Source organism: Williamsia sp. MIQD14, from assembly GCF_051025635.1.
GTDB lineage: Bacteria > Actinomycetota > Actinomycetes > Mycobacteriales > Mycobacteriaceae > Williamsia_A.
Genome location: NZ_JBPFDG010000005.1, coordinates 105,254 through 127,622 on the forward strand (window position 1 = coordinate 105,254; position 22,369 = coordinate 127,622).

Genomic DNA, 22,369 nt, shown 5'->3' on the forward strand with positions numbered 1-22,369 from the left:
AGCGTAGTCAGTGCGCGAAATGCTTCCGCTGCGGCAGCTCGCCTGTGGCCCGCACCTGGGTGAGGCCGGCGACGGCGGTGCGGAGGTTGTCGGCGAGGTGGCGGGCCATGTCGGCCGAGAAGCCCTCTCGGACAACGATGCGCAGCACCGCGACGTCGGTGGCGTCGTCGGGCATCGTGTAGGCGGGGACCTGCCAGCCGAACGCGGCGAGTGCACGGGACACGTCGAACACGGTGAAGCCGTGGTCGCCGGACATCTCGAACGCGATCACCGGTATCGCCCTGCCGTCGGTCACCACCGAGAACTCGTCCATCGCGTCGATCTCGTGGGCCAGCCACTGTGCGGTCTCCGACAGGCACGCCATGATCGACCGGTAGCCGGCGAACCCGAGGCGCAGGAAGTTGTAGTACTGGCCGATGACCTGGTTGCCCGGACGCGAGAAGTTCAGCGTGAACGTCGGCATGTCCCCGCCGAGATAGTTGACGTGGAACACGAGGTCGGAGGGCAGATCCTCCGCCGTCCGCCACACCGCGAAGCCGATGCCGGGATAGGTGAGCCCGTACTTGTGGCCGCTGGCGTTGATCGACTTCACGCGGGGGAGACGGAAGTCCCATTCGAGGTCGGGATCGAGGAACGGCACGACGAATCCGCCGCTGGCCGCGTCGACGTGCACCGGTACGTCCGGGCCGCCGGAGTCGGCGAGGGCATCGAGCGCCGCGACGATCTCGGCCACCGGCTCGAGCTCACCGGTGAACGTGGTGCCGAGGATCGCGACGACACCGATCGTGTTCTCGTCGACCGCCTCGGTGACCTGCTCGGGGGTGATCACGTACCGACCACGCTCGACCGGCAGGTACTTCGCCTCGACGTCGAAGTAGCGACAGAACTTCTCCCACACCACCTGCACGTTCGACCCGAGGACCAGGTTGGGCGTGCCGCTGCCGGCGCCGCGGGCGCGCCAGCGCCATTTCAGGGCGAGCCCGGCGAGCATCACCGCCTCGCTCGACCCGATGGTGCTCACACCGACGGCGCTCGACGGGTCGGCCGGGTCGAGGTCGGGCGCATGGAACAGGTCGGCGACCATCGACACACACCGCGACTCGATCGCCGATGTCGCCGGGTACTCGTCCTTGTCGATCATGTTCTTGTCGAACGTCTCGGCCATCAATCGCTCGGCCTGGGGATCCATCCACGTCGTGACGAAGGTGGCCAGGTTCATCCGCGACGCGCCGTCGAACATCATCTCGTCGTGGATGAACCGGTACGCGGCGTCGGGATCCATCGAGTCCTCGGGCATTCGCAGGGCCGGTACCCGTTGCATCGACAGGCGTCCGGTGTACGCCGGGGCCAGGTGGGTGTCGACCGGCGTCCCCGCCGCGGGGTGACGGTGTGAGGGTTCTGTGGTGTCAGCCATGACACCGGCATACACGACGCGTCTGCGGTATCCGGGTCGTTCCAGGTCGATCCGAACCAATCGCTGAAATCACCCTCGCTAAAATCACCGCCATGAGCACACCTGTCGAAGAACGCGAATTCCAGGCCGAGACGCGCCAGCTGCTCGACCTGATGGTCCACTCCGTCTACTCCAACAAGGACAGCTTCCTGCGCGAGCTGGTGTCCAACGCCTCCGACGCCCTCGACAAGCTGCGCCTGCAGGCGTTCACGGACAAAGACCTCCAGGTCGACACCTCCGATCTGCACATCACCATCGAGCGCGACACCGATGCGCGCACCCTGACCATCCGCGACAACGGCATCGGCATGTCGCGCGAGGACGTCGTCGGGCTCATCGGCACCCTGGCGCGGTCGGGGACGGCCGAGCTGCGCAAGAAGCTCGCCGACGCCCAGGACTCGGCCGCCTCGGCCGACCTCATCGGCCAGTTCGGCATCGGTTTCTATTCGACCTTCATGGTCGCCGACACCGTCACACTGCTGACCCGCAAGGCGGGGGAGTCCGAGGGCACGCGTTGGCGTTCGTCGGGCGAGGGCACCTACACCATCGAGACCGTCGCCGACGCGCCGCAGGGGACGTCGGTCACCCTCGAGCTCAAGCCCGCCGACACCGACGACCACCTCTTCGACTACACCTCCGAGTCGAAGATCCGCGAGCTCGTCAAGCGCTACTCCGACTTCATCGCCTGGCCGATCCGGATGGATGTCGAGCGGACCGAGAAGGTCGAACCCGAGGGGGAGGACGACACCGCCGAACCGACCGAGCGGACCGTCGTCACCACCGAGACGCTCAACTCGATGAAGGCGCTGTGGGCACGGTCGAAGGACGAGGTGACCGAGGAGGAATACACCGAGTTCTACCGTCACGTCAGCCACGCGTGGGACGACCCGCTCGAGACCATCTCGCTCAAGGCCGAGGGCACCTTCGAATACCAAGCGCTGCTGTTCATCCCGTCTCAGGCGCCGTTCGACCTGTTCATGCGTGAGCGTTCGGGGGGTATCTCGCTGTACGTGAAGCGGGTCTTCATCATGGACGACTGCGAAGAACTGATGCCGGAGTACCTGCGGTTCGTGAAGGGCGTCGTCGACGCGGCCGACCTGTCGCTCAACGTCTCCCGCGAGATCCTGCAGCAGGACCGGCAGATCCGGGCGATCCGTCGTCGACTCACCAAGAAGGTGCTGTCGACGATCTCCGACATCAAGTCCTCGCGCCCCGACGACTACGACACCCTGTGGGCGCAGTTCGGTCGAGCGCTCAAGGAGGGCCTGCTCTCCGATCAGGACAATCGTGATGCGCTGCTGAAGATCTCGTCGTTCGCCTCGACGAACGATCCCGAGAAGCTCACCAGCCTCTCCGATTACGTCACCCGGATGAAGCCCGGACAGTCGGAGATCTACTACATCACCGGTGAGACCCGTCAGGCCATGGAGAACTCGCCGCACATGGAGGCGTTCCGGGCCCGGGGCATCGAGGTGCTCCTCCTCGGCGATCCTGTCGACGAGATGTGGGTCGGATCGGTTCCCGAGTTCGACGGCAAGCCGTTGCGGTCGATCGCCAAGGGCGAGGTCGACCTCGACGACGACGCCGGGAAATCCGACGACGAGAAGAAGGAGGCCGAGGCGGAGAAGGCCGAACGCGACAAGACCTTCGCGGATCTGACGGCCTGGCTGACCACGACTCTCGACGAGAACGTCAAGGAGACCCGGCTGTCGACCCGACTGACCGATTCTCCCGCGTGCCTGGTCGGCGACACCTTCAGTTTCTCGCCGCAGATGGAGAAGCTCTACCGCGCCTCCGGCCAGATCCTGCCGCCGAGCAAGCGCATCCTCGAGCTCAACCCCGACCATCCGCTCGTCGTCGCACTGCAGAAGGCTCGGGCGGAGAAGGGCGACGACCAGTCCCTCGTCGACACCGCGCACCTGCTGTACGGGATGGCGGTGATCGCCGAGGGCAGCGAACTGAACGATCCGGCGAGGTTCGCGAAGCTGCTCGCCGAGCGGTTGGCCCAGACGGTGTGACGGGCGGGTGACGACGCACTGCTAACTTTGCTCTCGCCCCGAATCGACCGGTCGCGGGTCGAGTAGCAGAGGAGCTCGCCAGTGTCGTACCCGATCGTCGGTACCCCCGACGCGGCCAATACCGCGTGGGTCATGGTCAGTGCGGCACTCGTGCTGGTGATGACGCCCGCGCTGGCGTTCTTCTACGGCGGCATGGTGCGCGCGAAGAGCGTGCTGAACATGATGATGATGTGCATGTCGGCCGTCGGCGTCGTGTGGGTGCTGTGGTTGCTCTTCGGGTACTCGTTGGCCTTCGGCGACGACATCGGCGGTGTGATCGGCGATCCCACCCAGTTCGCCGGGCTGGACGGACTCTTCGGCGGCAACTACTCCGCCGGCGACCCGGCCGGGGCGTCGATCCCGCTCGTGGGAACCATTCCCGCGCTGGTGTTCGTGATGTTCCAGGCCGGTTTCGCGATGGTGACCGTCGCGCTGATCGCCGGTGCGGTGGCCGACCGGATGAAGTTCGTCGCCTGGCTGGCCTTCGCCGCACTCTGGGCGACGCTCGTCTATTTCCCGGTGGCGCACTGGGTGTTCGCCATCGACGGCCTGGCGGCGGAGTCGGGCGGCTGGATCGCGAATCGGCTGGGGGCCATCGACTTCGCGGGTGGCACCGCCGTCGAGGTCAACTCCGGTGCGTCGGCACTGGTACTGGCACTCATCGTCGGCAAGCGCCGCGGGTGGCCACGCGATCCGATGCGGCCCCACAATCTTCCGGCGGTCATGCTCGGAGCCGGACTGCTGTGGTTGGGCTGGTTCGGGTTCAACGCCGGTTCGGCGCTGGCCGCCGACGGGACCGCGGCCATGGCCCTGGTGAACACCCTCGGCGCGGGTGCGGTCTCGCTGCTGAGCTGGCTGGTCGTGGAACGCATCCGACACGGCAAGCCGACCTCGTTCGGTGCCGCGTCCGGCGTCGTCGCGGGACTGGTGGCGATCACCCCGTCGTGCGCGTCGGTGACACCCATCGGGGCCATCGCGATCGGCATCGTCGCCGGGGCGGTCAGCTCCCTGGCGATCGAGCTCAAATACCGCCTCGGCTACGACGATTCGCTCGACGTCGTCGGCGTCCACCTCGTCGCCGGGGTCGTGGGCACCGTGATGATCGGACTCGTCGCCAGCAGCGCGGCACCGGCAGGTGTCGACGGGCTGTTCTACGGCGGTGGCGTCGATCAACTCTGGCGACAGGTCGTGGCCGTCCTCGCGGTGGGCGCCTACGCCATGGTCGTCACCGCCCTCATCGGGCTGGGGCTGCGGGCCACCATCGGCGTGCGCGCCGAGCCGCAGGACGAACTCGACGGCATCGACGACGCCGAACACGCCGAGACCGCCTACGATCTCGCGGCCTCGCGGGGCGGGCGCCTCGACATCTAGACGGCCGTTCTGGCCTGATCTCCACCAACTGACCCTGCTGTCCGTGACGATGTCCAGCCAACGGCGGGTGAACTCGACCCCTCCGTTATGTGGCCGAAATCATTAGCGACACTTGAGATTACGGTTTGACCGTTTCCGTGACGAGATCTCGTGGGCATTCACGTCCACGGCGCTGTCATGTCATCGAAACCGTGGTGTGTGTTCACCGGATGTTCTCCTGACTCGATCAGGCTTCACCCCGATCGACGCGCCACGTGGGTGTCGTCAATCCAGTCATGTCAGACGCAGATGTCCCGAGCGTGCTCGGGGTCCTGATCGCCCGAAAGAGGAACAGATGAGCAAGAACTCCACCGCATTGCGGCGAGCTGCATCGCTGGGGACGATGGCCGTGGTCGGTGCCACCGCCGTCGGCCTGATGTCGCAGGGCGCCGCGAGCGCCGACACCTTCCAGAAGCTCCCCAACGGTGCGGCCCGTGGCGACAACCTGCTGATCACCCGCAGCGGTGAGTCGGTCCAGGTCTCGCCGTCGCTGGCGGCCAACGGCGCCGGCCGCAACGCCTGGGTCTCCGCCGACATCACCCTGTACGCCCCGAAGCTCAAGGCCAAGAAGGCCGGCCCCAACCGCGGCCCCGCGGGCGAGACCGCGCTGCCCGGCACCAACGGTGTCGAGACCAACGGCGCGTCGGCGACCCTGTCGGCCGGCTACATCGTCGGATGCCAGGTCGGTATCGGTGGCCTCACCCTCGGTGGCGGTGCCAACCTCGGTGGCATCGGCGGCGCCGCGCCGACCCTCGGACTCAACGGCTCGTTCGCCCTGCCGCTGGTTCCCGGCCAGGTGAGCTTCGTCCTCCTCAACTACAAGAACATCGAGAAGGCCGGCACCTACTACCTGTCCTACGACCGCGCGCAGCTGCAGGTCCAGGGCTGCGGCGGCTACGCCCAGGCCCGCTCGTACTCGGTGGTCGAGACCACCGGTGACGACCACCAGAAGGTGACCCTGTACGGCAAGCCCTTCTCCATCGGCTGACCTGACCTCCATGACTCGCACACAGACACAAAGGGATTCGATGAACACCTCCACCAAGTCCTCCCGGCGGGCGGTCGGCGTCGCCGGCACCAGCGCCGTCATCGCGGTCGCGGCCGCTCTGCTCTCCCAGGGCACCGCGAACGCCGACGTCTTCATCAAGCTGCCGTCGCAGACCGACGTGCAGACGCTGCCCGACGGCACCAAGGTGACCATCGTGCGCACCAACGAGAACGCGGTCGTCGCGCCCTCGCTCGGTGGCACACCGCTGCACCGCGCCGCGCAGGTGTCGGCCAAGTACACGGTCACCACCAGCAAGAAGGCGAAGATCCGCATCGCGGCCGGCTACATCGTCGGTTGCCAGGTGTCGATCACCGGCGCCAACAGCGGCACCACGGGCACGTCGTCGCAGAACACCGTCACCAGCGCCGCCACCCAGGGCGCCGGTGCCACCCAGACCCTGACCCTCGGGCCGGGCCAGGCCGCGGTGTACTACGTGAACAACGTCGAGAAGGCCGACGACTTCGGCAGCCAGCAGCAGACGCAGAACGTCGATTACGAGACCAAGAAGGCCTCGAACAGCTACACCAACGAGCAGCTGCAGCTCACCGGGTGCGCGGGATACGCCCAGGCGCGTTCCTACGCCCAGATCCGTATCCGCACGTCGAACGTCGACAAGCAGATCTCCACCTACGGACGGCCGTTCAGCATCGGCTGATCTGCGCCATCGCAGTCTGACAACGACACCCCCGTCACCGGTTCCCGGTGGCGGGGGTGTCGTCGTCGTGTCGGAACGCCGTCGGGGAGACGACGAGAAGCGTCAGCGGGGGAGCAGATCGGCGGGGATCAGCTGCAGCGAACTCGCGGCACCCGGCGCGCTCCCGGTGACCGCCACGATCCCGGTGACCGGGTCCATGGCCACCGAATTGGGTTGCTGCACCGTGGGCACGTCGCCGCGGACACGGGGTCTCGACGGATCCGACATGTCGACGAGGCGCAGGGTGTTCGTGGAACCGAGGGTCACCAGCAGCGTCTTGGTGCGATCGTCGTAGCTGAGCCCGTAGGGCTTGCCCGGGGCGTCGATACGCGAGACGTCGACCACCTGCGGGGTGATCCGTTCGACGAGCACCGCCCCACCGTCGGTGTCGGCGAAGGCGACGAGCCCGCCGCCGAGTGCGTGTGCGTGGGTCAGGCGGGTGCCGATCTTCTTCTGCGCGACCTCGGTCATGGTGGTCCCGTCGTAGACGAAGACGCCGTTGCCCTGGACATCGGCCATCGCGGCGTATCGCCCGACGGCCGCGACGCCGCCGGGCTGCGGGGGGCCGGCGGGAAGCGACTTCACCACCTTGCCGTCACGCAGGAACAGCGCGCCGCCCCCGTGCTCGTTGGTGCCCACGAGTGTTCCGTCGGAGGTACGGACCGCATCGTGGGGGAGATCGCCGACACCGGTGGCGATCGGACCGAAGGTGCCGTCGAACGACATCTCGGTCACCGTGTTGCTCGTCTCCAGTGGCACGATCACCGGACCGTTCGGGCCGGCGACTTCCAGATGTCGTGGTGCGCCCCGCGTCTCGACGGTGCGGATCACGCGCCCCGCCCGCACGTCGACGAGGGTGAGTCCGTCGGGTCGACGCACGCCGACCGCGGCGATCCCCGCCGTGCCGATCACGACGCCCTCGGGCTCGTTGCCGACCTCCAGGGTCGTACCGATCGGCGGTGTCGTCGGGGCGGGCGCCACGGCGGGCTCGGCGGCCACCGGGGTGCTCGACGGAGCGGCCCGATCGGTCGGCGTGTCCGACCCGCACGCGGCGATCAGGACGACGGATACGGCTGCGGTGGCGGTAAGAACGACAGACCTCATCGGTTCAGTGTGCACGCGTAGTGTCGTGCGTGGGGCAGATGCACACATGGCAACGCGGCTATTGGGCCGCAGGAGAAGGGGAATCAGCATGACGATCGCCGCAACCGACTACCACCACGTTCGGCTCACCGTCCGCGACATCGCCGTGTCACGGAAGTTCTATGACGACGTGTTCGGTTTCGACGTCGCCTTCGAGGTGCCCGAGGGCGCCGACGAGCAGACCCGCGAGCAGTTGGCGTTCCTGTACGGCGGAGTGATCTACCAGTTCGGTGGGGGCCTTCTCGGTCTGCGCCCCGTCGCACCCGGTGACGACTCGTTCACCGAGGACCGGTCCGGCCTCGACCACGTGAGCTTCTCGGTCGCGTCCCTGGCCGACCTGAACGACGCGAGTGCCCATCTCGACTCGCTGGGCATCGAGCACGAGCCGATCAAGGATCTCGGCGACGCCGGGATCGCGATCCTCGAGTTCCGCGATCCCGACAACATCGCGCTCGAGGTCTCCGCGCCGAACTCCTGAGCCGGCTGTTCGCTGTGCGGTGTGGTCGTGTCAGCAGGCCACACCGCGCAGCGGCGGATCGTCGAGCGCGGCCACCGGAGAGGGCATCCCGCGGGTGACGTCGACGAGTTCGGTGCCACGCTCGCTCCAGGCCCGCACCAGGTGCTCGTCGGGGTGATCGACACACAGGATCCGGCGTGGCCCGACCCATCCGGGCGACGCCCACCTGCTGCAGGCCGTCATCGCCCGCAGGGTGTCGGCCCGAAGCGCCGTCACCGCGGACCGGCCGTCGATGAGATCGTCGAGCACACCCGCCACCGACGTGGACCCGGTGATCAGCAGGTGCGCCCCGCGCGACAGTGCCGCAGCGCCCAACCAGCCCGACCACGGGTGGGTGTGCGCGTGTGTGGCGACCAGGATCGAGTCTCGTTCGTCGATGTCGAGCATGGTGGCCATCTCGCTCACGTTGTGGGCGACCATGCCGTGGTCGAAGGCCACCGGAGCCGCGCCCGTCGGGTGCGCGGGCATGAGGACACCCGGATCCCCGGGCGAGGGACTGCGTTCGTGACCGTGGACGGTGCCCGTGGCCAGGAACGCTTCGTAGTCGAGCGGCTCGCAGAGTGCGACCGGGATGGGGCCGGAGGTCAACACGATCTGGCGGCGGCTCAACAAGGCGATGTGGTCGTGATGCGCAGGATCGACGACCACCGCGATCATCGACGTGTCCTCGGCGATGGTCGTGATCATGACCGGTGACATGTCCGGATCGAGAGGAACGTGGCTGGCTCCGAGCGCCAGTGACGCGTAGAACGTCTCGATGGCGTGGGTTGTGGTGGGGCCGAGATAGGCGATCCGATCGCCTCTTCGCACCCCCACCTGGGTGAACGCGTTGCGCAGAGCGGTCACGCGTGCGGCCAGGTCGGCGTAGGTGGTGCGCACCCCCGACGCGCTGATGGCCACCGATCCCGGCCGGCCCCGTGGCCCCACGGGTGCCCATGAGCCATCATTCGACGTGATCACGTCTGCCTCCCTCCCCCGGATGGATGACGTCCTCACTGACATCCGAGGGTGGCAGAGGTCGAGGTCGAATGCGAGGGTGTCGTCGGCGGAGCGTCGCGCGTCGGCGCCCCGCCCGCAGCTGCGCCGAGAGCCGTGTCGTCCCTGTTCATCGGACAGGTTCGACGGCTCGTCGAACAGCGCGTTGTCAATGCGTGCGCGTCCGTGATGTGATCGGGTCAACCGAAACGTAGGTGCACTTATGTGTACGGAGGAGGCGCTGTGGCCGTCGATCGTCTGTTGCCGTCGGATGAGGCGCGGGAGCTGATCGGGCTCACGCGAGACATCGCCGGTCGCGTGCTCGACCCCATCGTCGACGAGTACGAGCGCGCCGAGAAGTACCCCGACGGCGTGTTCGCGACGCTGGGAGAGGCGGGCCTGCTGAGCCTGCCGTACCCCGAGGAGTGGGGTGGGGGTGGCCAGCCGTACGAGGTCTACCTCCAGGTCCTCGAGGAGCTCGCGATCTCCTGGGCGTCGGTCGCCGTCGCCACCAGCGTGCACGGCCTCGCCTCGTTCCCGCTCAGTGTGTACGGCACCGACGAGCAGAGACAACGCTGGCTGGCCGAGATGCTCAGTGGACGCACGATCGGCGCCTACAGCCTGTCCGAGGCGCAGGCGGGTTCGGATGCGGCTGCGCTGGCCTGTCGGGCGACCGCGCAGGGCGACGACTATGTGATCAACGGGTCGAAGGCGTGGATCACGCACGGCGGGGTCGCCGACTTCTACAACCTCTTCGCGCGCACCGGCGAGGGATCGAAGGGCGTCACGTGTTTCCTCGTCGCGAAGGACACGCCGGGGCTCTCGTTCGGCAAGCCCGAGGAGAAGCTCGGTCTCCACGCGATCCCGACCACGTCGGCCTTCTACGACAACGCCGTCGTCGAGGGGTCGCGACGGATCGGGGAGGAGGGACAGGGGCTGCCGATCGCGTTCAGCGCGCTCGATTCCGGTCGACTCGGTATCGCGGCGATCGCCGTGGGGATCGCGCAGGCCGCACTCGACGACGCCGTCGACTACGCCCAGGAGCGCCGGGCGTTCGGCCGCAAGATCATCGATCACCAGGGCCTGGGGTTCCTGCTCGCCGACATGGCCGCCGCGGTCGATTCCGCGAGGGCGACCTACCTCGACGCCGCACGGCGACGCGACGCCGGTCTGCCGTATTCGCGCAACGCCTCGGTGGCCAAGCTCGTCGCCACCGACGCGGCCATGAAGGTGACCACCGACGCGGTGCAGGTGTTCGGCGGCTACGGCTACACGCGTGACTATCGGGTGGAGCGGTACATGCGCGACGCGAAGATCACCCAGATCTTCGAGGGCACCAACCAGATCCAACGCCTGGTGATCAGCCGCTCGCTCGCACGCTGAATCCCCCTTCGAACGGTCAGGTCGGGGTGGGGTGCGTGCGGTCGGCGTGGCGGATGATCGCCTGCGCCAGCTCGTCGGGCCTCTCGTCGGGAATCCAGTGACTGACCCTGGTGACGGCGAGGAACTCGAACCCGCCGACCGCGTGACGTGACGTCGCCTCCACCGTGGAGCGGCGAATCGCGATGTCGCCGTCGCTCCAGACCTGCAGCACGGGAACGGTGGTCGTGGCGGGGGCGGCCTCGCGGGACAGGATGAACCCGCGATACCAGTTGATGCCGCCATGGAGCACTCCCGGCGCTGCGGCCGCGCGGGCGTCACGGGCGGCGAGCTCCGGGGTCTGACCGGACCGGATGAGAAAGCGGGCCAACATGTTCCGGCGAGACAGGATCAGCTCGGGGATCACCGGTAGCTGGAACACGAGCATGTACCACGAGCTCAGGATCTGTCGGCTGTGCGACAGGGCCCGCGCGAAGGTCGCGGGGTGCGGCACCGACACCGCCGTGACGGTGGTCAGCAGATCGGGCCGACGGCACGCCACGGTCCAGGCGAGTGCGGCGCCCCAGTCGTGGCCGACGAGATGTACCGGTGCGCCGACGTCGGCGATGATCGCCTCCACGTCGGCACAGAGCAGGTGGGGTCGATAGCACAGGCGTGAGCGGGGTGTCGCGCCGACCGCGGCCCCGCGCAGGGATGGCACGACGGTCGTGAAACCGGCGTCGTGGAGTATCGGCACCACCCTGTCCCAGCCGCGCGCGTTCTGCGGCCATCCGTGCAGCAGTACGACGGGTACGCCGTCGGTGGGACCGCTGTGTTCGACGGGGAGAACCACGCCGCCGGTCGTGACCTCGCGGATGGTGACGTCGGGCGGCGGGGTCACGACGGCTGACCCGACGATCGCGGGGTGTCGCGGACACCGCCGTAGATGCCGCGGCGGACCACGAGCGGTTGCAGCACCTTGTCGGTGGACCAGCGCGGTATCCGGGTCGCTCGTCCGTTCGGGGCGAAGACCTGCAGCCCGTCGGGTTGCACGCCGAGCACCGACCCCCACCGCCGACGCCGCGGGTGATAACTGTGCGGGCGGCGGCCGTCCAGCACGCCCATCACGTTGCGGGCGACGAGTTTGTCGGCCCGGTTGCGCGCGGACCCGCGCAGCGGATCGCTCGCCGCGACGTCGCCGACGGCGAAGACCTCGGGATGGTCGGGCAGTTGCAGGTAGCGGTTGACGCGGACGAAGCCGTCGGCGTCGAGCACGTCCGACGGCAACCACCCGGTGTTCGGCCGGACCCGACCGATGGCCCAGATGATCGCGTCGGCCGTGGAGGTGGCCTGTTCGGTCTGCCAGCGCACCGCGCCGGAGGTGATCCGGTCGCAGTCGAAATCGGGTGGCACGACCGCGCGGTGCCCGGGGTGGAGGGTGACGCCGGCCTCGAGGAGGCGCCGTCGCACGGTCTTCCACGTCCGCGGATGATGCTGGGGGAGCGCGCGTTCGCCGGAAAAGTACAGATCTACGCGCTTGTCCGGCCATCGCAGGGCGATGTTGGCCGCGGTGCTCACGGCCGCCGCACCACCGCCGACGACCATCACCCGCGCCGCGCGGGCGACCCGTTCGTGGTGCGACGTGAGGTCGGCGGCGACCTCCTCGGCGGACTGCAGGTCCGGCGACCGCCAGAACCCGTTGGTCACACCGGTCGAGATCACCAGCGCGTCGAAGGTCTCGGTGACCGGCTCGCCGTTCTCCACCCAGGTGACGGTCTTCGCGTCGAGATCGGTGGCGATGAGCGACGCGTGCACGGTGCGCACGGTGTCGAGCCCCCGGTACTGCCCGAAGTCGAGCGAGTAGTTGCGCGACCACTCCTCGGGTCGGCTCAGCCGCGATCCCAGCTCCTGCCCGCTGACCAGGCCGGGTTTCGAGGAGACACCGATGACGTCGGCATGTTTGGCGAGGTGGATCGCGGTCAGCAGTCCGCTGTCGCCCAGACCGGCGACGATCACCCGGGGGGTGTTCATGTGGCGACCCTCCGTGGGGGACGCGGGACGAACTGCGACACCCGATCGACGACGTCCTGGTAGGACGCGCGGCTCTCGAGACTGCGCGCTTCCATCATCGGGATGCTCGCACCCAGGAACATCGCGAGCATCGCGATCGCGCCGATGACCAACCACCACGCGTCCCCGGGTGACACGGCCACGCCGAACAACGCCAACGCCACCCAGAAACTGAACTCGCCGAAGTAGTTCGGGTGCCTCGACCACGCCCACAGGCCGCGGTCCATCGTCTGGCCGGGCTGCTTGGTCGCCATGAAGCGCCGTAGTTGTTCGTCGGCGACGTACTCGAGCGTCACCGCGCCGAAGCCGACCACGGTGGCCGCGAGCACGAGCCAGGGGAGTGCGTCGTCGGGACGCGTCACCGCCACGTAGACCGGCAGCATCCCGAGGAACACCTGGCCCGTGGGGATGAGGTGGATGGCGACGAGATCGACCACGAACTCCCAGCGGCCGGCGCCGTCACGAAGATTGCCGTACCGCCAGTCCTCGTGGTGCAGCCCGGGGAAGCCGCGCGCCCAGTTCACGGTGAGACGTACCGCCCACACGATCACGACGACGGTCACCAGCCACGCGACCACACTGTCGGCCCCGACGTCTCCGCGTGCCCACCAGAAGATCGTCAGCAGCGGCGGTATGACGCTCCAGAACGCGTCGTAGAAGCTCGAGTTCCCGTAGAACCGACTGAAGGCGAAGACGACCAGGGTCGCGAGGACGTCGGCGACGAGTGCGTCGAGCCACAGGTGCTCGGTCCGCGGCCCGAACACCACCCACGCGAGTGCGACGGCGATGGCGATGGCGTACGCGACGCCGACCCTGAGGAACGAATCTGTTCTGCTCACGGTCTCCGATGGTGCCAGTTCGTCCCGGGCGATCCGACGTGTTCGCTACAGGAGCCCCTTGAGGATCCCGTACCAGTAGACGAGGGGAAGCCCGTACCGGTCGAACGCCCAGGCCGAGCGCCGCGCCGCGAGGGGATCGAGGAACGACGGCAGCGACGACGTGATCTCGCCCGTCCGGTCGAACTCGGCGGCGATGAGTTGGTGCATGTCGACCGGGATGGGCGCGACGGTGTACCCGTCGTATCGGGTGAGTGACCGACCGGAGCGGGCCGCGATCATGTTGTCGACCAGGATCTTCGACTGCTGACGCAGAGCGCCACCGGAGGGATCGGTGTCGATCGCGGCACCGTCGCCGAGGCCCCACACCGTCGGGTGGCTCGTGTGACGGAACGTCGTCGGGTCGATGTCGACGACACCGGTGGTGTGGTCGCCGGCGAGCCCCGACGCCGCCACCAGGGGAACCCCCCGGAACGGAGGGACGAGGTGGAGCATGTCGTAGTGCAGGGTGGTCGGCTCCCCGTCGGGACCGGTGGCGACGAGGGATCGGTGACCGGGGTCGAGAGCGGTCACGGCGGTGCGACGGAGGACGTTCACGCCGAGGTCGGCGAGGTGTCGTTCGAGACGCGCGTCGAGTCGGGGCACCCCGACGAGTCCGTCGCGGTCGACGACGAGGGTGATGTCGACGTCGTTGAGGATTCCGCGACGGCGCCACACGCCGGCGGCGAGGAACAGCGGTTTGATGGTGGTGCCGGTGCAGCTGACCGGAGGCCGCGGGACGGTGAACACCGCGTGGCCACCCGCGTGCATCCCGCGGACAGCATCCCGGGTCTGCTCGGCCGCGTCGACGTAGTTGCTGCCCACCGTCGGGGTGGCCAGCGCATCGGCGACACCGGGGAGCGCCTCGTCGTCGGGGACGAGTCCCGTCGCCACCACGAGGTCGCGGTAGGTGACCAGGCGTCCCGAGGCGCACCGGACGGTGTGGGCGTCGGCATCGATCGATTCCACGGTCTCGTCGATCCAGGTGGCGTCACCGGGGGTGACCGATCGCTGGGTGCGCTCGGCGGAGGCGAGCGACGCCTGACCGGAGCCGACGTAGGACAGTAGGGGACGGTAGGTGTGGACACGTTGCGGTTCGATGACCGCGACGTCGGTGATCCCGCGGCGACACAGCCGGGCCGCGGTGGCGACACCCGCGTTGCCGCCTCCGATCACGATGACGTCGAAGGAACGATCGGGCGTGAGGCCATGTGGATGCATTACGTTCCGTTGTACGCCCGAATGTCCCGGCCCCCCGGGGTCCATCGCCCTCTCGTGATCGGACGATCTCATGACCGATGTGCTCATCTCGGCGCGCGAGCTCGCCGCCCGACTGGCCGACACCGATGCCCCGGTGGTCCTCGACGTGCGCTGGCAACTCGGTGATCCGCATGGCGAGGAGCACTACCGCCGAGCCCATGTCCCCGGTGCGATCTATGTGGACCTCCACACCGAGCTGGCCGCCGAGCCGTCGGCCGGGGCGGGGCGTCATCCGTTGCCGGACGCCGATGCCTTCGGCCGGGCGGCGCGGTCCTGGGGTGTCGGCGCGGAGTCCTCGGTGGTCGTCTACGACGACACCGGGGGCATGGCGGCGGCGCGACTGTGGTGGCTGCTGCGCTGGGCGGGTCACAGTCGGGTCCTCATCCTCGACGGAGGACTGGGCGCGTGGCGCGACGCCGGTGGCGCTCTTGCTGCGGGCTCGGAGACACCCTCCGCGCCGGGGGATCTCGTCGTCTCGCCCGGGAACATGCCGACGGTCGACATCGATGAGATCGCCGACATCGGTGGGACACTCCTCGACGCCCGGGCGCCCGAACGGTTCCGTGGCGAGACCGAGCCCATCGACCCCCGCGCCGGACACATACCCGGTGCGGTCAGCGCGCCCACCGCGGCGAACCTCGACGCGTCGGGACGATTCCTCGAACCGGCGGCACTGCGAGATCGGTTCGCGCGACTGGGCGTCGACCCCGAGGCGGCGGTGACCGTCTACTGCGGCTCGGGCGTCACCGCCGCGCATGAGATCGCCGCGCTCGCCGTCGCGGGTGTCGACGCGGCGCTGTACCCGGGATCGTGGTCGCAGTGGTCCGCCGATCCCGACCGGCCCGCGGCCCGCGGCGAGTGATCCGGCGCCGCTGACGGCTCGTCGGCGCGACGAACACGACGCCGACCTCAACGTCTGTTGTTATGCGTCATACCCATACCGTGCCGCATCGTACGTTCGGCCGAACGGGGCATGGTCGACGCGCGGCGGTGTCCGAAATGGCCCATGATGAGGCGGTCCCACCACGCTCAATTCGGGAGTCTCTCTTGTTCTTCAGCCCACGGCGACGACATCTGTTCGTCGTCCTCACCGTCATGCTCGGCGGCGCCCTCGCATTCGGGACGGTGGGTACCGCGGTCGCGGCTCCACCGCCGGTGCCGGTGCTCCCGGCACTCCCGGGCGTGACGACCCCGCCTCTGCCGACGAACATCGGTCCCTCGGTGTCCGACCCGGGTTCGCTCTACCGGCATCCGGCCGACCTCGCGTCCATGGCGCCCGGTGACGTCATCCGGGCGGTCAAACGACCCAACCCGTTCCGGACGATCCCGTCGGAGGCGTGGCAGATCGCGTTCCGCACCAACAATTCCCACGGCAAGCCGATGGTTGGTGTGACGATGGTCCTGGTGCCCTTCAACCACAGGGCCGACATCCCGGTGCTGTCCTACCAGATGATCATCAACGCGATGGGTATGCGCTGCCAGCCGTCGCAGAGCGTGTACACGACCACCGACTGGATCGCCTCGCCGGTCGACCCATGGGGGTTCAATTTCGCCCTGGCCCGCGGCTGGGGCATCGCGATCCCCGATCACCTCGGTGAGAAGACCGCGTACGCCGCGGTCCGGATGAGCGGGCAGGTCGTGCTCGACGGCATCCGCGCGACCACCCGCTTCTCACCCCTGCGGCTGCGGAAATCGAAGTTCGCGCTGTCGGGGTACTCCGGTGGCGGAATGGCCACCGGTGCCGCGTCGACCCTGCAGGCCACCTACGCGCCGGAGGTGAACATCGTCGGCAGCGTGTGGGGTGGAGTTCCCACCAACCTCACGCAGATGGCGGAGGTCATCGGCACCGACAACTCGCACCCGGCCTTCGGGCTGGCGATGGCGGCGTCGTTGGGACTCGAACGCGAATACCCGAAGGAGCTGCCGATCAGCAGTCACCTCAACTGGCTGGGACTGCAGACCCGCGCCCAGATGGCGAACGCGTGCACCAACGAGATCCTCGCGGTCGGCTTCGGTAAGTCGGCGCAAATGGTGGCCAAGAACTTCGACATGCTCAACGCGCCAGAGACGCGAAAAGTATTGGCGCTCAACAGCATCGCGAGCATGCCCGAGATCGCGAAAGCGCCGGTCTTCGAGTTCCACAGCCCCACCGATCCGCTGATCTCGGTGAAGTCTCTCGACGCGACGATGAAGCGGTACTGCCGCGCCGGGACGAAGGTCTACCAGCTCTCGACGCCGGCGCCGGAGCACCTCAGCGCCGCCGCCGTCGGGTTCTTCCCCGCCTACGAGTGGATGGCCGATCGCTTCGCGGGCAAGCCCGTCCCCTCGAACTGTCGAGGCTGACAGGGCGGACGGGTTTGGGCGGGGCCCTAGGGGGTACGCGTCACGCGGACGCCCGCGACCGGTGGGCGATCGCAGGTGGGAGGAACGTGTCCATGAGTGGGACCGCAGACGCTGTCGCCGAGGTGTGGGACGAGTGGAACGATGCCGTGAACATGACCGCGAAGGAGTTGGACGACTTCCTCGACTCCGATGAGTCGAAGTCGGTGGGGGACAGCAAGTCCGGGCACGAGTCCACGGGCCACGCGTCGGGACGGCGGATCGTCGAGATCCTGCGCACGAAGAAGGCCGATCTGAGCGACGACGATGCAGCTCACATGCGCAAGGTGGTCGGTTATGTCCACAGGCACAGCGCACAGCGCCCGAAAGGCGACGTCGAGGACACCGCGTGGCGCTACTCGTTGATGAACTGGGGCCACGACCCGATCAAGTGACTTCCCCCGGCCGTCAGCCGCGGCGGGTTCGCAGGATCTCCTGCCAATCCGACGGCACCCGCTCACGCGGTCCTGGCGCGGTCTGTTCCCGCGGATGTCCATCGGGCGGCGCGAGCGCGGGGCCGGTGAACATCGCACCGGAGGTGTAGTCGTAGAACCATTCCTCGCCCGGTTCGAAGCTCCGCACGACCGGATGCCCCGAGGTGGTCGCGTGCTCCGTCGCGTGGGCGCCCAGAGAGTCGTCGCAACACCCGATGTGGCCGCACTGCGCGCATCGACGCAGATGGAACCACCATCCGTTCTGCGCCTCGCACTCGACGCAACCCACGCCGCTCGGAGTGCTCGACGAGTCGATGCCGATGATCTCGTTCATGTGACCTCCCTGATCGTGGGAACCACGATCGACTCTCCCACAGCGCAACACGTGGCGTGGGTCGATCGCGAGCGTGGTCGTCACCGGGGAGGTCACCGTCCGGCGACGCGATCCCGTCGCCGACGTGAGAGTCGGGTCACGGCGTACAACGCGAGCCCGATCAGAAGCAGCGCTCCACCGCGCAGCCACGTCGAGGCACTCTGTTGCGTCATCAGGACGACGCAGGTCCCCAGCGCCAGTAGCGGGAACACCGTGGGGGTCCGGAAATGGTCGGCGTCGTGTTCGCGATCGCGTCGCAGCACGAGAACCGCGAAGTTGGTGCTGACGAACACGAAGAGCAGTAGCAACACCACCGTCTCGGCCAGTGCGGCAACCGATCCCGTGGCCGAGAGGACCATCGCCACGGCGGTGGTCGCGACGATGGCGGCCCACGGCGTCTTGCGACCGGGCAACACGCGCGCCAGCGGTGACGGCAACAGACCATCCCTTGCCAGACCGAAGGTCAACCGCGACGCCATGATCATCGTCAACAGCGCGCCGTTGGCGACGGCCACCAGGGCGATGATGGAGAACAGTCGTTCGGGCACACCGACATCGGCGATGGCCACCACGTCGAGCAACGGCCCCGACGAGGCGGCGAGCCGGTCTGAGGGCGCCACGATCGACACCGCGAGTCCCACCAGCACGTATACGAGCCCTGCGGTCAGCAGCGCGCCGAACAGGGCTCGGGGGTAGACGCGGCGCACATCGCGGACCTCCTCCGCAACGTTCGCCGACGTCTCGAAACCGACGAACGAGTAGAAGGCGAGCAACGCTGCCCCGAGGACCGCGAGCGCCGGTGTCGTGTCGGCGTCGAACTCCAGCACACGACCGACGTCGCCGTCACCGCGTCCCAGGACGATGCCCGCCAACACCACCACCAACACCAGGCCGGACACCTCCACCGCGGTCATGACGACGTTGGCGCGCAGTGACTCCTGGATCCCGCGTGCATTCAGGCAGGCGACCACGGCGAGGAAGACGAGTGCGGCGGTGGTGGTGGGTATGTCGACGAGAGCGCGGAGATAGTCGCCGGCGAAGGCCAGCGCGAGACCGGCGGCACTGGTGACGCCGGCGGCGAGCATGCAGAAGCCGACCATGAACGACACCAGTGGCGACCGGTAGGCCTTGCGTGCGAACACTGCCGCGCCGCCGGCACGCGGGTACGTGGTGACCAGTTCGGCGTAGGAGGCCGCGGTCAGCAACGCCATCAAAAGGGCGACGACCAGCGGGACCCAGACCGCCCCACCGACGTCGCCGGCGATCTCGCCGACCAGTGCATAGATCCCGGCGCCGAGGACGTCCCCGAGGATGAAGACGAACAACAATTTCCCGGTGATGGCCCGTCGTAGGGGAGTGGTGTCCTCGATAGGCCTCGTCATCCCGCCCTCATCGGCGGCGTTCTGCACGGTCATCCCGTGCTGGTACCCAGCGGGCGGGCGGAACAACCCCCGGATCGGGTATGGGTTCCGTACGCGGAACCGGACGGCTCAGAAGCGGGTTGCGGTGAACACGTCGACCGGATGGGGGACGCGGGGCTCGCCGTCTGTCCCGGGCACCGAGACCGCATCGAGGTAGGCCCGGACGGGTTCGCGCAGTTCCGAGGTCAGCCGGGCCTGCACCGCGAAGTCGAGGACGTCATCGCTCGAGGAGGCGAGGTCGACGAGGGCATCGAGGGTGACGACGACATCGAGAACGATCCCGGTGTCGGTGAACGCCGCGTCGACATCGGCGCTGAACCATTGCGGGTGGTCCTCGAGCGGCGGAGCGAGCACGTCGACCAAGGCGTTCAGAGCGGCACGGGGGGCGTTGAGGACCCAGAGTTCACCGCCGGGCCGCAACAGTGCCAGTGCGGCACGTAAGGTTTTCCCCACGTCGGCGACGTAATAAATCGAGTGCACGAACACCACGACGTCGAAGGTCTCCTCGACGACGGCGTCGTCGAAGGACGCGACGTGCACCTCGACACTGAGCTCACGGTATTCGAGCGCGGCCATCTCCGCGGTGAACATGGCCGCGCTCCCGGACCAGGGCTCGACGCCCACGTAGCGAACGGGACGGCCGGGCACCGCCCTCACCAGCCCGGCCGCCAGCCGCACATCGAGGGAACCATCGCCACACCCCACCGACAGCACCGAGATCGGGCCGTCGCCCCTGCCGGCCAACCGTGCGGCGAGATGTTCGGCGATCAGGCCGCGCTGGTCGGAGAGCAGTTCGAACGCTGCGTGGTCGCGCGCGTAGGAGTCGGGTTCCAGACCGGGCAGGGCCACGGCTCCATGCCTGCGCCTCCGCAACTGGTCGAGGAGTACGGCGGCGGTATCGGTCGACGGGGTCGGGACTAGGCTCGTCACCAGGTCGAGTCAACCACGACGCCTCGATCCGGGGGTCCGTTATGGCTTCCGATGAGCAGACGAGGAGTGGTGTGAGCAGCAAAGACACGGCGGAACGAAGCCTCGAGCACTGGAGTGAGGCCGGGCGCACCGGTATGGAGGCGTTCTACGCCCTCGCCACCGAGGACTACCGCCAGCTGGCGAAGGCCGCCGACTGGCCCGGCCTTCTCGCCGAGCGGGCGCACGAGGGCTGGTCGCTCCTCGACGTCGCCTGCGGCAGCGGGAAATTCCCGACCGCACTCCGTCGCGACACGGATCTCTCCGGGCTCCCCGAGCTGGCGTACGACCTGCTCGACCCGTCGGAGTTCTCGGTCGCCGAGGCCCGCGGCGTGCTGGGGCCGCCGTTCACGGCTCGCCACGATCTGGTGATGACCCTGCAGGATCTCCCCGACGACTACGCGGGCTACGACATCGTGTGGGCGACCCACGCGCTCTACGCCCTGCCTCCCGCAGAGCTCGACGCGGCGGCCGAACGGTTCGTCGCCGCGCTCGCCCCCGGTGGCCTGGGGCTGATCGCGCAGGCCACTGCGGCATCGCACTACCTTGCCTTCTACGACGCATTCCGTGCAGGGGTGCGCGAGGCGACGCCGTACACGACGGCCGAGCAGGTGCGCGACGCTCTGATCCGCGCCGGCGCCGACGTCCGCGACCAGCGCGTCACCTACACGACGGGAACGTCGGATCGCGCTGTCGCCGAGGGCTTCCTGCAGCGCTGTGCCTTCGACGACTCCGTCTCCCTGGAGGAGATGGAGGCTGCACCCGTGCTGGGGGACTACCTGGCATCGTGTCGCGACGCATCCGGTTCCTACACCTTCTCCCACGAGGCGGCCCTGCTGTGGCTCTGAACAACCCGACCGTCAACGAGCGGCTGCCCGAGCAGAATCGGGACGGCGGTATCGAACAGGACTGGGCAGGCGACGACCAGGACTGGTGGGATTGGTACGTGACTCTCGCGGCCAACGACGCGGTGCCCACCGAGTTGGTGGACGGGCCGGGTCTGCCCGACGTCGAGGCGGCCACCGATGAGCAACTCGAGCGCGAGTTGTCCGAGCCCTACGACCTCGACCCTGCTGCGGTCGAGGCGTTCGCTCGCGAGGCGTTCGTGCGACTACCCGCCGTGCTGTCGCCTGCCGTCGTCCGACGTCTGGCCGAGCGTCTCGACGAGCTGCTGCGTGCCGAGCACGGTGAGGACGTCGCCGGTCGCTTCACCGCGCTGGAGCAGATGTGGCGCCACGACGACCTGATGCGCGCCGTCGCCCTGTCACCCCGGATCGGCGGCCTCGCCGCGGCGCTGCTCGACGAGCCCGGTGTCCGGCTCTACCACGACAACGCCCTGTCGAAGGAGCCCGGTTGCGGCCGCACACCGTGGCACCACGACGCCGAGCACTTCCCGTTGCAGACCGTCCAGGCGGTCACCGCGTGGATGCCGATGTCGGCCATCCCCGGGCGCATGGGTCCGCTGTCGTTCGCGCGCGGACGCGAGGTGCTGGGGGAGGTGTCCGACCTCGAGTTCGACAAGGTCGGTACCTCGTACGACGAGGCCGTCAGTCGGCGATTCTCCGATCGCGGCGTCGCGGTCGAATCGGGCCCGTTCCACGTCGGTGACGTGTCGTTCCATTCGGCGCTGTGCTTCCACACCGCGGGCCCCAACCTCACCACGCAGCCGCGGCGGGCGTTGGCCACCACCTACTTCGCCGACGGGGCGAGGGTGGTCGATTCGCCGACGCTCATCAGCGGTACCTGGCGCGAATTCCTGCCCGGGGTCGAACCCGGTGGCCTCGCCGCGTCCGATCTCAATCCTGTCGTCGGCCGACGCGGCTGAGGTCAATCCGTCGTGGGCTGATGCCTCATCGCGACGGCGCGGACTGTGAACGCGACGTGGTGCGGTCGTACGACAACGGGTAGTTGTGCGTAACAAATGAACGAATGCGC

The 22,369-nt window shown here is 68.4% G+C and carries 21 protein-coding genes; 11 read left to right on the forward strand and 10 right to left on the reverse strand.

Features of this window, described 5'->3' with window-relative positions:
- Positions 1-7 precede the first annotated feature (7 nt).
- The gene (locus ACQ7HM_RS17915) at positions 8-1,321 is read right to left on the reverse strand and encodes a glutamate decarboxylase (protein ID WP_434217969.1); all 1,314 of its coding nucleotides are present in this window, start codon (positions 1,319-1,321) and stop codon (positions 8-10) included.
- A gap of 185 nt (positions 1,322-1,506) precedes the next feature.
- Between ACQ7HM_RS17915 and htpG the strand changes: the two genes are divergently transcribed.
- The 4 genes from htpG (at position 1,507) to ACQ7HM_RS17935 (ending at position 6,623) form a co-directional block, all read left to right on the forward strand.
- Positions 1,507-3,471, forward strand: a complete 1,965-nt coding sequence (gene htpG / locus ACQ7HM_RS17920; RefSeq protein ID WP_434217603.1) for a molecular chaperone HtpG — start codon at positions 1,507-1,509, stop codon at positions 3,469-3,471.
- Between the two features lie 81 nt (positions 3,472-3,552).
- Positions 3,553-4,881 carry an ammonium transporter gene (locus ACQ7HM_RS17925; protein ID WP_434217604.1) on the forward strand — a complete coding sequence of 443 codons (1,329 nt, stop codon included), beginning with the start codon at positions 3,553-3,555 and terminating at the stop codon, positions 4,879-4,881.
- Positions 4,882-5,215: 334 nt separating this feature from the next.
- The gene (locus ACQ7HM_RS17930; protein WP_434217605.1) at positions 5,216-5,908 is read left to right on the forward strand and encodes an MspA family porin; all 693 of its coding nucleotides are present in this window, start codon (positions 5,216-5,218) and stop codon (positions 5,906-5,908) included.
- Between the two features lie 40 nt (positions 5,909-5,948).
- Positions 5,949-6,623, forward strand: a complete 675-nt coding sequence (locus ACQ7HM_RS17935) for an MspA family porin (RefSeq protein ID WP_434217606.1) — start codon at positions 5,949-5,951, stop codon at positions 6,621-6,623.
- Positions 6,624-6,725: 102 nt separating this feature from the next.
- Here ACQ7HM_RS17935 and ACQ7HM_RS17940 read toward each other — a convergent pair whose 3' ends face one another.
- Positions 6,726-7,766, reverse strand: coding sequence for a YncE family protein (locus ACQ7HM_RS17940; protein ID WP_434217607.1), 1,041 nt, complete (start codon positions 7,764-7,766; stop codon positions 6,726-6,728).
- Between the two features lie 88 nt (positions 7,767-7,854).
- On the opposite strand from ACQ7HM_RS17940, the gene ACQ7HM_RS17945 reads away from it, so the two are divergent.
- Positions 7,855-8,283, forward strand: coding sequence for a VOC family protein (locus ACQ7HM_RS17945; RefSeq protein WP_434217608.1), 429 nt, complete (start codon positions 7,855-7,857; stop codon positions 8,281-8,283).
- A gap of 30 nt (positions 8,284-8,313) precedes the next feature.
- On the opposite strand, the gene ACQ7HM_RS17950 is transcribed toward ACQ7HM_RS17945, so the two are convergent.
- Positions 8,314-9,324, reverse strand: coding sequence for an AMP-binding protein (locus ACQ7HM_RS17950; protein ID WP_434217609.1), 1,011 nt, complete (start codon positions 9,322-9,324; stop codon positions 8,314-8,316).
- Between the two features lie 216 nt (positions 9,325-9,540).
- Here ACQ7HM_RS17950 and ACQ7HM_RS17955 point away from each other — a divergent pair, with 216 nt between their 5' ends.
- Positions 9,541-10,680, forward strand: a complete 1,140-nt coding sequence (locus ACQ7HM_RS17955) for an acyl-CoA dehydrogenase family protein (RefSeq protein ID WP_434217610.1) — start codon at positions 9,541-9,543, stop codon at positions 10,678-10,680.
- A gap of 16 nt (positions 10,681-10,696) precedes the next feature.
- Here ACQ7HM_RS17955 and ACQ7HM_RS17960 read toward each other — a convergent pair whose 3' ends face one another.
- Genes ACQ7HM_RS17960 through ACQ7HM_RS17975 form a run of 4 tightly spaced genes read right to left on the reverse strand, consistent with a single transcriptional unit; the run spans position 10,697 to position 14,822 of the window.
- Positions 10,697-11,557: an alpha/beta fold hydrolase gene (locus ACQ7HM_RS17960; RefSeq protein ID WP_434217611.1), complete on the reverse strand. Its 861-nt coding sequence runs from the start codon at positions 11,555-11,557 to the stop codon at positions 10,697-10,699.
- Positions 11,554-12,687 carry an FAD-dependent oxidoreductase gene (locus ACQ7HM_RS17965; protein ID WP_434217612.1) on the reverse strand — a complete coding sequence of 378 codons (1,134 nt, stop codon included), beginning with the start codon at positions 12,685-12,687 and terminating at the stop codon, positions 11,554-11,556. Before ACQ7HM_RS17965 ends, ACQ7HM_RS17960 begins: the two co-directional genes overlap by 4 nt.
- A complete protein-coding gene (locus tag ACQ7HM_RS17970) occupies positions 12,684-13,565 on the reverse strand; it encodes a DUF1295 domain-containing protein (protein WP_434217613.1) in 882 nt (293 codons plus the stop codon). The genes ACQ7HM_RS17965 and ACQ7HM_RS17970 overlap by 4 nt, the downstream gene beginning before the upstream one ends.
- Before the next feature lie 45 nt (positions 13,566-13,610).
- Complete coding sequence (locus ACQ7HM_RS17975; protein WP_434217614.1) at positions 13,611-14,822, reverse strand: NAD(P)/FAD-dependent oxidoreductase; 1,212 nt, start codon at positions 14,820-14,822, stop codon at positions 13,611-13,613.
- 70 nt (positions 14,823-14,892) lie between these two features.
- Here ACQ7HM_RS17975 and ACQ7HM_RS17980 point away from each other — a divergent pair, with 70 nt between their 5' ends.
- The 3 genes from ACQ7HM_RS17980 (at position 14,893) to ACQ7HM_RS17990 (ending at position 17,635) form a co-directional block, all read left to right on the forward strand.
- Positions 14,893-15,723, forward strand: coding sequence for a sulfurtransferase (locus tag ACQ7HM_RS17980; protein WP_434217615.1), 831 nt, complete (start codon positions 14,893-14,895; stop codon positions 15,721-15,723).
- A gap of 185 nt (positions 15,724-15,908) precedes the next feature.
- Positions 15,909-17,204, forward strand: coding sequence for a lipase family protein (locus ACQ7HM_RS17985; protein WP_434217616.1), 1,296 nt, complete (start codon positions 15,909-15,911; stop codon positions 17,202-17,204).
- A 92-nt stretch (positions 17,205-17,296) separates the two neighbouring features.
- Positions 17,297-17,635 carry a DUF3140 domain-containing protein gene (locus ACQ7HM_RS17990; RefSeq protein WP_434217617.1) on the forward strand — a complete coding sequence of 113 codons (339 nt, stop codon included), beginning with the start codon at positions 17,297-17,299 and terminating at the stop codon, positions 17,633-17,635.
- Positions 17,636-17,648: 13 nt separating this feature from the next.
- On the opposite strand, the gene ACQ7HM_RS17995 is transcribed toward ACQ7HM_RS17990, so the two are convergent.
- The 3 genes from ACQ7HM_RS17995 to ACQ7HM_RS18005 form a co-directional block, all read right to left on the reverse strand.
- Positions 17,649-18,008: a UBP-type zinc finger domain-containing protein gene (locus ACQ7HM_RS17995; RefSeq protein WP_434217618.1), complete on the reverse strand. Its 360-nt coding sequence runs from the start codon at positions 18,006-18,008 to the stop codon at positions 17,649-17,651.
- 92 nt (positions 18,009-18,100) lie between these two features.
- Positions 18,101-19,462 (reverse strand): APC family permease, encoded by a 1,362-nt coding sequence (locus ACQ7HM_RS18000; RefSeq protein ID WP_434217619.1) that lies wholly within the window; start codon positions 19,460-19,462, stop codon positions 18,101-18,103.
- A gap of 75 nt (positions 19,463-19,537) precedes the next feature.
- Entirely contained in the window at positions 19,538-20,398 is an 861-nt protein-coding gene (locus ACQ7HM_RS18005; RefSeq protein ID WP_434217620.1) for a class I SAM-dependent methyltransferase, read from the reverse strand.
- Between the two features lie 71 nt (positions 20,399-20,469).
- On the opposite strand from ACQ7HM_RS18005, the gene ACQ7HM_RS18010 reads away from it, so the two are divergent.
- The gene (locus tag ACQ7HM_RS18010) at positions 20,470-21,282 is read left to right on the forward strand and encodes a class I SAM-dependent methyltransferase (RefSeq protein WP_434217621.1); all 813 of its coding nucleotides are present in this window, start codon (positions 20,470-20,472) and stop codon (positions 21,280-21,282) included.
- A complete protein-coding gene (locus tag ACQ7HM_RS18015; RefSeq protein WP_434217622.1) occupies positions 21,273-22,259 on the forward strand; it encodes a phytanoyl-CoA dioxygenase family protein in 987 nt (328 codons plus the stop codon). Before ACQ7HM_RS18010 ends, ACQ7HM_RS18015 begins: the two co-directional genes overlap by 10 nt.
- Positions 22,260-22,369: the final 110 nt, after the last annotated feature.